This is a genomic window from Lapidilactobacillus achengensis (assembly GCF_003946655.1).
Lineage (GTDB): Bacteria > Bacillota > Bacilli > Lactobacillales > Lactobacillaceae > Lapidilactobacillus > Lapidilactobacillus achengensis.
The window spans coordinates 1-5,751 of sequence record NZ_RHOV01000041.1; the positions used below are offsets into that span (position 1 = coordinate 1).

3 protein-coding genes and 7 tRNA genes are annotated in these 5,751 nt (G+C 50.7%); 1 reads left to right on the forward strand and 9 read right to left on the reverse strand.

From position 1 onward, the window contains the following. Positions 1-525: 525 nt before the first annotated feature. Both EKM94_RS12035 and EKM94_RS12040 read right to left on the reverse strand, forming a co-directional pair. On the reverse strand, positions 526-1,488 hold the full coding sequence (locus EKM94_RS12035; RefSeq protein ID WP_125602369.1) for an ABC transporter ATP-binding protein: 963 nt from the start codon (positions 1,486-1,488) through the stop codon (positions 526-528). A 1-nt stretch (position 1,489) separates the two neighbouring features. Continuing rightward, positions 1,490-3,028: an ABC transporter permease/substrate-binding protein gene (locus EKM94_RS12040; protein ID WP_125602371.1), complete on the reverse strand. Its 1,539-nt coding sequence runs from the start codon at positions 3,026-3,028 to the stop codon at positions 1,490-1,492. A gap of 364 nt (positions 3,029-3,392) precedes the next feature. Between EKM94_RS12040 and EKM94_RS12045 the strand changes: the two genes are divergently transcribed. Continuing rightward, entirely contained in the window at positions 3,393-4,757 is a 1,365-nt protein-coding gene (locus EKM94_RS12045) for an Mbeg1-like protein (protein WP_125602374.1), read from the forward strand. 177 nt (positions 4,758-4,934) lie between these two features. Here EKM94_RS12045 and EKM94_RS12050 read toward each other — a convergent pair. From EKM94_RS12050 to EKM94_RS12085, 7 genes are all read right to left on the reverse strand, one after another. Beyond that, a tRNA-Ser gene (locus tag EKM94_RS12050) sits at positions 4,935-5,022 on the reverse strand. Positions 5,023-5,024: 2 nt separating this feature from the next. Beyond that, positions 5,025-5,098 (reverse strand) — tRNA-Ile (locus tag EKM94_RS12055). Between the two features lie 16 nt (positions 5,099-5,114). Further along, positions 5,115-5,185: transfer RNA gene (locus EKM94_RS12060), tRNA-Gly, on the reverse strand. Between the two features lie 22 nt (positions 5,186-5,207). Beyond that, positions 5,208-5,280: transfer RNA gene (locus EKM94_RS12065), tRNA-Phe, on the reverse strand. Positions 5,281-5,419: 139 nt separating this feature from the next. After that, positions 5,420-5,493 (reverse strand) — tRNA-Ile (locus EKM94_RS12075). A 7-nt stretch (positions 5,494-5,500) separates the two neighbouring features. After that, positions 5,501-5,574 (reverse strand) — tRNA-Met (locus EKM94_RS12080). 29 nt (positions 5,575-5,603) lie between these two features. Beyond that, positions 5,604-5,677: transfer RNA gene (locus EKM94_RS12085), tRNA-Pro, on the reverse strand. Between the last annotated feature and the right edge of the window lie 74 nt (positions 5,678-5,751).

Genomic DNA, 5,751 nt, shown 5'->3' on the forward strand with positions numbered 1-5,751 from the left:
GAGCAGGTAAAGGTGTTCAACCAATGCAAACTGTACCAACTAACTAATCCAAATCCGTTGGCATTGCCGTACCACCTCATAAGAGGGAATTGTTTTGACCTCTACCTTGCAAAACCACTTCGTTAAATCCTTCGCTTTGATTGCAGATAGGCTCAATTCTGCCCAGCAACCGGCTGGGACTGCGCGGCTCAGTGGTGAAATTGTCCTTGGCGGCTTTGCCGCTTAGGACAAGGCTCGATTTGAAGACAAGCCGCCGGGCCTGCGGATTGGCTTCAAACGATGCCCACCACGTTCGAAACAGAGTGTGAACCGACCCGGGTAGCTCCTGAGCATTAGCCTAGCAATTGTTTTGGAAGCCGCATTTTGCTTCCGGAACGATTGCGTAGCTAAGCGCAGGGAGCTGGGTCGGTGAACACGTTTCCAGCCACGACAAACGTCCTGAGGCGGTTGCGTCACCACCCAAACCCACCACAACTGCAATTAAGCGAAAAGGCATGAATAGAAGCCGGTTGCGCTCACGCGCAATCAAGCGAAACGATCACTCAGAAAATCAAAAACATCTTGCCGACTCAAACTGCCCAAAACTTTACCAGTTTGATCATTGACCTGTAGCATCTCATAGCGGGTCAATAATCCGAACAGCGTTTGCGCCGGAACGGTCGGTGTGACCACAGGCAGGTCGGTCTGGAATAGATCAACACTATATTTTCCCGCGGTAATCAAATCCGCCACCTGAAAATCATGCGGCTCGCTACCAGTCTCGCCTTCAAAGAAGCTTCCAACAAAGGCGGTGGCAGGATGCTCAACGATTTCTTGTGGTGTTCCTACTTGTAACAATTCGCCTTCATGGATGACGCCGACACGATCCGCCAATTTCAAAGCCTCTCTCATGTCGTGGGTCACGAAAACGATCGTTGTTTGTAACTCCTGATGAAGGCGCAAAACAAGATCCTGCAATGAGGTGCGGGAAATCGGATCCAACGCGCTGAAGGGTTCGTCCATGAGAATAACTTCAGGCTCAGCAATCAAGGCCCGTAAAATCCCGATCCGTTGTTGCTCACCGCCTGATAATTCGCGGGGATAGCGATCTTGATACTGGTCCGGATCCAAATCGACCATTTTTAGCAAACGAACGACTTCTCGGTCTTGACGGGCGCGTTTCCAACCTAACATTTCTGGAATCACGCTGATATTCTGGCGGACTGTCATGGTCGGAAACAAGGCGATCTGTTGTAACACATAACCGATTTGCCAGCGTAGTTTTCGGAGATCATAGCTCGCCATTGGCCGCCCAGCAAAATCGATCGTTCCGGTGGTCGGTTGGATCAGGCCGTTGATCATTTTCAAAGAGGTGGTCTTGCCACTACCTGAAGGCCCCACCAAGACGAAAATTTCACCTTGTTGGATCTTAAGATTCAGTCCCACCAAAATCGTAGGTTGGTCTGGATAAGCCTTACTGACGTCCTTAAATTCTATGATTGTGCTCATCCTAGTTATCCCCCTTTAGCAAGCCGTGTTTGACCAAATAGTTCTGGGCGACGCTGGCCGCCGATTTCTTCTTCACATTGACTTGATAATTCATTGCGGTCATTTCCGCGGCGGAAATTTTCCCAGCCAACTGGTTCAACGCGGTGACGATTTGTGGATGCTTCTGGGCGAAAGCTTGGCTCATTAGCGGCGCCCCCCGATAATCGGGGAAGAGCTGGCGATCATCCTGTAAAACGACTAAACCATAGCGCGCCAGCTCACTGTCTGTGGAATAAGCGTCGATCAAATTGATTTTGTTTTGATTGATGGCCTCATAGCGCAAAGATGGTTCCATCCCTTGAACGCTAGGAAAAGTCAACCCGTACTTGGCTTTGACGCCCTTGTACCCATCGGCGCGATCAATAAACTCCAGCGTGAAACCCGCCTTGATTTGTGGCAAAACTTTCTGCAAATCGGAAATCGTCTGCAACCCATGTTTAGTCGCAAAAGTTTGCTTGACGGCTAAGGCATAAGTATTCTGATAAGCCATCGGTGCTAATAAGCGTAGTTGCGCCTGCTTGGCCAGCAAGCGGTTGGCCTCCTGATAAGTCTCGTTAGCGGTCAATTTACTTTTATCGACCGTTTGGGGGACCTTGACCAGACTATCCAGAACGGTCCCCGTAAACTCAGGATAAAGATCGATTTGCCCACTTTTCAGAGCGTTGAACAAGAAGCTGGTTTTACCAAAATTCGATTTCAACACTACGTGAGCTTGGGGATCGGCCGCCTTGATCAATTGCGCGTACATATTGATCAGAATATCCGGCTCCGCACCTAATTTACCTGCGATCGTGATGGTTTCTTGATTAGCCGCCTGTTTTTGATAAACGCTGTAGCCGCCGAGGCCACAAATCAACGCCACTAAAACAAGGCCGGTGACACGCGGCTTGGCCTTCTGTAACAGATTGATCAGCGCACTGAAGATAATCGCCAACGAGGCCGAAGCCAGCGCCCCGATCAAGGTCAAGGCGGTATTATTGCGATCGATCCCTAGAAGAATCAAATTTCCCAGGCCACCACCGCCAACCAGGGCCGCCAACGTCGCGGTGCCGATGATCAGGACCAAGGCGCTGCGAATCCCGGAAATGATAATGGGCAAAGCGATGGGGATCTCCACCTTGATCAGGCGCCGTAAGCGCGACATCCCGAAGGCAACCGCCGCCTCTTCTATGGCAGGATCGATCTCGGCCAACCCCACATATGTATTTTGGAAAATCGGCAACAACGCGTAAACCACTAGGGCAATCAGGGCTGGTACTGAACCGATGCCCACGATGGGAATCAGCAAACCCAATAACGCCAGTGAAGGGATTGTTTGCAAGACGCCGGTCACTTGTAACAGGATCTCGCCAACTTTTTTGTGATGGACAACCAAGATCGCCAACGGAATCGCAATCGCCATGGCCAACAACAAGGCACTTAACGAGATCGTAATATGTTGCAAAGTATCATTGAGTAGCTCACCCTTACGCTCAACCAAGGTATTAACGAAATTATTCATAAATAGACTCCCTCTATCAACTTGCCCGCGTGCCCAACAAGGTACTTGAACGTACTTTCAGACCAGGCGGACAACTTGCCACGACTGGGACATATTTATATCTTGTAATAAGCGATTTCTTGACTCAACAAAAAGGCTTGTTGGCCAATGCTCAAAGTTCGCCACAGTGCCACTCCGCCCCCATTTGACGGGTAAAAAAATCGCATACGCTTCTGGTTCGCTTCATTTCATGGTAAACTAAGGCAACCGCTTGATTTTTTAAATCGAACCACAAAGCAAAACCAAACAAGCGCCTGATCTGACGCCCGAAAGAGCCCAGCACGATCAGGCGCCGACAAGCCCCGGCGAGAAAGAAGGCATCTAAATGGCAACCGCGAATATGGTTGATTACGTTCGAGCTTATGGTCAGAAAACGTTGAACGAACAGTGGTTCAATGATCTGGATGGGGTGATTCTTGCCCAACTGGCCTATTTAGATTTTGGCCTCCTAAAAAAGGCCCAGCTGCATAATCTGTCCCAATTGCGGGAACACCCCGAACTGATCCCGGCCCTCGTCAAAAACACCTGGAACCCAGCGGGCAATCAAGAACTCTTGGCCCAATTGATCAATAGCCGCCGTTTCGGCCAGCTCAGTTGGCACGATTGGGTGGCCAAGATCGATGTCGCTAAGGAACAGAAATTCAGCGCGGTCACGTTTGACCTGAATCCCCAGCTGCATTATATTGCTTACCGCGGAACAACGGCAACCTTGATTGATTGGAAGGAAGATCTGAATATGACTTTCTTGGCGGCGATTCCTTCCCAACGTAGCGCGCTGCATTACACTAAACGCATTATGAAACATCATCCCGGTAATTATTTCCTGGGCGGTCATTCAAAAGGTGGAAATCTGGCGGTTTACGTGCTGACCCAACTGGCGCCAGTGGAACAGATTCGGGTTGAAAGTGTCTACAGTGCCGATGGTCCAGGTGTCAAAACCAAGATCCCCACGCGCCTAGCCACAAAAATTCGCAAGTTCATTCCTCAAGCCTCAATCATCGGGTTACTGCTGGAGCCCGGCACGGATTATCAAGTTATCACCAGCACGGGCAGCGGCTTTCGCCAACATGATCCTTATACCTGGACAGTCCAGGGGGATCATTTCGCGGTGCTGACTTCGACCGGACGTTTCTCCCAATATACCCAGCGGACAATGAGTCATTGGTTGGCCGCCTTGGACGATGCCACCAAGCAAGAATTTCTAGACTCCGCTTACGCGATCATCAAGAACAGTGACTATCGCCAAATCGACGCCTTGCAAAACGATTGGACCGGCGCGCTCCGTCTGGTTCGTAAAGAAGTGGGCCAATCCGATCCCGAAGTCCAAGCCAAATGGAAATTCGTGACCGACAAATTAGTTGATGCGCTAGTCACCGCAGCGTTAACGGACAACGTGAAGCAGCTTCAGGCCAAGGGTGAGGCCAATCCCGTGATCCAAACCGCCAGCACGGCCTTGAAAGACAACTGGTCAGAGTTACGTGAACGTACCGAAAACAGTGCCTTCCACGATCAAGCCAGTGCAAAACTCCAACAGTTACGCCTAAAAGGACGCCAGATCGAATTAAAACGGCCAGAGAAACTAACCTCGGCCAATACCACCATTCGCAGCACCCTCGATCGCCTGTTAAAACGGCGTCACGAACTGGATCAAGGCCAACTTGGTGGTCCTGATAGCAAGCCCAAATCCTGACCCAAAATTCTTGACCCCAATAAGCTCAGACAACGATGATTACCGCCTACCCACACCCTCTCAGGTAGTGGCCCAGCGCGACGCAGACGCCTGTTCGCCAGGGGATAATTTCATAATCCACACAAAAAAAGACCCTGTTTTCACAGGATCTTTTTTTCCGAACCAAGTGTGTTAAAACGGAGAAGGAGGGATTTGAACCCTCGCGCCGCTTTCGCAACCTACACCCTTAGCAGGGGCGCCTCTTCAGCCACTTGAGTACTTCCCCAATGGGCCTAAATGGACTCGAACCATCGACCTCACGCTTATCAGGCGTGCGCTCTAACCAGCTGAGCTATAGGCCCATTGATGATGGTTCAAAGCGGGTGACGAGAATCGGACTCGCGACAACAGCTTGGAAGGCTGTGGTTTTACCACTAAACTACACCCGCAACGCTAAAATTTGAATGATCATGGCGCGGGACGGAATCGAACCGCCGACACATGGAGCTTCAATCCATTGCTCTACCAACTGAGCTACCGAGCCAACTTACGGTCCCAACCGGATTTGAACCGGTGATCTCCTGCGTGACAGGCAGGCGTGATAACCCCTACACCATGGCGAGCTACCAGACTGCTCCATCCCGCGATAACATTAAATTACAAGGCTATTCCATCGAAACCGATGGACCTTGTAGGACTCGAACCTACGACCGGACGGTTATGAGCCGTCTGCTCTAACCAACTGAGCTAAAGGTCCAAGTATATAGCGGCGAAGGGGATCGAACCCCCGACCTCCCGGGTATGAACCGGACGCTCTAGCCAGCTGAGCTACACCGCCATGAAAAAAATGATTGAAATTACAATCAATCGGGAAGACAGGATTCGAACCTGCGACCCCCTGGTCCCAAACCAGGTGCTCTACCAAGCTGAGCTACTTCCCGAACTATGCACCCAGTAGGAGTCGAACCTACAACCTTCTGATTCGTAGTCAGACACTCTATCCAGTTGCGCTATG